Origin of the sequence: Streptomyces sp. SID14436, assembly GCF_010548465.1 — a bacterium.
GTDB lineage: Bacteria > Actinomycetota > Actinomycetes > Streptomycetales > Streptomycetaceae > Streptomyces.
Genome location: NZ_JAAGMD010000065.1, coordinates 1 through 2,357 on the forward strand (window position 1 = coordinate 1; position 2,357 = coordinate 2,357).

The window sequence follows — 2,357 nt, forward strand, 5'->3', positions numbered from 1 at the left end:
CACGGCGGCGGCCCCACCGGCCGGGCGGAGCCGCGCCCCGGAACCGGCGGGGCGCCCGTCGTCACGTGGCGCCGGCGCCGCGTTCCTCGCGGATCTGGGACACCACCCGGGCCACCGTCTGCCGGACGGCGTCCGTCTCCGTCAGGAAGTGCCAGTAGTCGGGATGCCGGCCCTCCAGGGTGCCGATCGCGCGCTCCAGGCGGGCCACCGCGTCGTCGAGGGGGCGGGCGTGCCGCGGGTCGGGGGTCTGGCGGCCGGCCATCGCGAGCCGCTGGGCGTCGCGGATGGCGAAGCGGGTGCGTTCGATCTCCTGCTCGGGGTCCTTCTGCACCGCGTTCAGCTGCTGCAGCCGGTCGCCGGCGGCGGACACGGCCTCGTCGGTGGTGTTCAGCAGGGCCCGCACCGTCGACAGCAGGGCCGTGGCGTCCGCCCAGCGCTGCTCCTGCCGGGCGGTGCGGGCCTCGGCCAGTTTGGCCTCGGCCTGCCGGACGTTCTCCGTGGCGATCTCGGGGACCCGCTGGAGGTCCTGCCAGCAGGCGACGGTGAAGCGGCGCCGCAGCTCGCTGAGCACCGGGTCGACCTGCTGGGAGCGGGTGGTGAGGGCCTGGGCGCGGGTGCGCAGGGAGACCAGCCGGCGGTCGATCTCGGCGGCCCGTTCCGGCAGCCGCTCCGCCTCGGCGCGGACGGCCTCCGCCTCCCGGGTGACGCGTGCGGCGCGCTCCAGGGTCTCCGGCACCCCGTGCTGTCCGGCGCCCTGGTTCAGCGCGGTCAGCTCCGGGGACAGGGCGGCGAGCCGGGCCGCGAGGTCGTCGGCCTTCAGGCCCGTGCCGCGGGTGGCGTCGAGGGCCTGGGAGGCGGCGAGCAGGGCCTGCCGGGCGCGCTCCACGGCGGGCGCGAGGCGGGCCAGCTGGGTCTCCGCCTTGTCGAGCAGCGGGCCGAGTCCCGCCGTGAAGCGGTCCAGCTCGTGCTTGACCCGGCCCAGTTCGTCCTTGGCGGCGGTCAGTTCGGTGCGGGCGCGGGAGGCGGCGGACGCCTCCAGGTCGTCGCGGTCGAGGTCGTGGGCGTCGACGGCCGCGATGTAGTGGTGACTGGCCTCGTCGATGCGGCGGCCGATCGCCTCGAAGTCGGCGACGGCCTTGCGGGCCGCGGGGGAGGAGTCGACGGCGACGATCGTCTCGATGGAGATCCGCAGGTCGCGCTGGGCGGTGTCGAGCTCGTAGAAGGCGGCGGCCGCGGCGTCCTTGGCGGCCTGCGCCTCGGCGCGCTGGCTCTCCGCCCGCCCGCCGAACCAGCGCCGGGTGCCGCCGCCCGTGAACGCGGCGGGCAGGGCCAGCACGGCGACCAGCGGCAGCGCCGCCAGCACGAGCACGTCCCCGAGCGGGCCGCCGGACCGGCGCGAGCGAGCCCGCTGAGCGGGCGGCACCGCCGGTGGTGGAGGAGGTACGGCGCCACGCGTGCCCGGCACGCATGGCATCGACGGCGAGTGCGGCTGCGCTGATGTCGCCGTCACATCCCTCTCCCGTATCGTCGTTCGCCCGGCCCGGTGTCATTGTCCCACCGGTGAAGGACGAACACACGGGCCGGTCAGTTCACTGTGCGCACGGTGAGACTTCCGTCGCCGGTGCGGGCGGTCACCACGTGGGCGCTGGCGTCGTCGCGCGGCACGGACACCCGCTCGGCGCCGTCGCCGGTCCTGGTGTCCACCCGGTAGGCGGCGCGGGGCAGTTCGATGGTCAGGGAGCCGTCGCCGCTGCGGGACTCCACCCGGTCGGGCACGGTGCTCAGGGTGAGGTGGACGGAGCCGTCGCCGGAGCGGGTGCGCACCGTGCGGGAGGCGACCTCGGCCCGCAGCGAACCGTCGCCGGTGCGCAGGTCCACCGGCCCGGAGGTGTCGGTGACGCGCACCGAACCGTCCCCGGAGCGGATGGTCAGGGGGTGCCGGAAGCCGCTGGCGCGCACGCTGCCGGTGTCGTTGTCGACCTTCACGGCGATCCCGCGGGGCACCTCGACGCGGTGCCGGGCGGCGCAGTCGGCCACGATGCCGGAGCACTTCAGGCGCAGCACCAGCCGGTCGTTCTTCATGGACCAGGTGACCTCGGGGTCCGAGCCGATCGCGACCCGACCCTGGAACCACCGGGTGACCTGGATCTTCCCCGACGGCCGGCCGTCGGCGGCGACGATCTCCAGGGCGGTGTCGTCGCTGTCCACGGTGAGCGTGGAGCCCGCCAGGGCGAAGGACCGGCGCTCGGGATGCCGGTCGTCGGCGGCCGACGCCCCGCAGCCGCTCAGTCCCGCGACGAGCACCGCGGCGGCCCCGGCGACCGCGGCGGTCCGGGCCCGCGCCGTGCGGCGCACCG

Annotated in this window: 2 protein-coding genes; both read right to left on the bottom strand. The window is 76.4% G+C overall.

Features of this window, described 5'->3' with window-relative positions; translation table 11 throughout:
- Window positions 1–61: 61 nt before the first annotated feature.
- Window positions 62–1,474: a hypothetical protein gene (locus G3I53_RS02180; RefSeq protein WP_164437977.1), complete on the bottom strand. Its 1,413-nt coding sequence runs from the start codon at window positions 1,472–1,474 to the stop codon at window positions 62–64.
- 110 nt (window positions 1,475–1,584) lie between these two features.
- On the bottom strand, window positions 1,585–2,355 hold the full coding sequence (locus G3I53_RS02185) for a DUF4097 family beta strand repeat-containing protein (protein ID WP_164437976.1): 771 nt from the start codon (window positions 2,353–2,355) through the stop codon (window positions 1,585–1,587).
- Window positions 2,356–2,357: the final 2 nt, after the last annotated feature.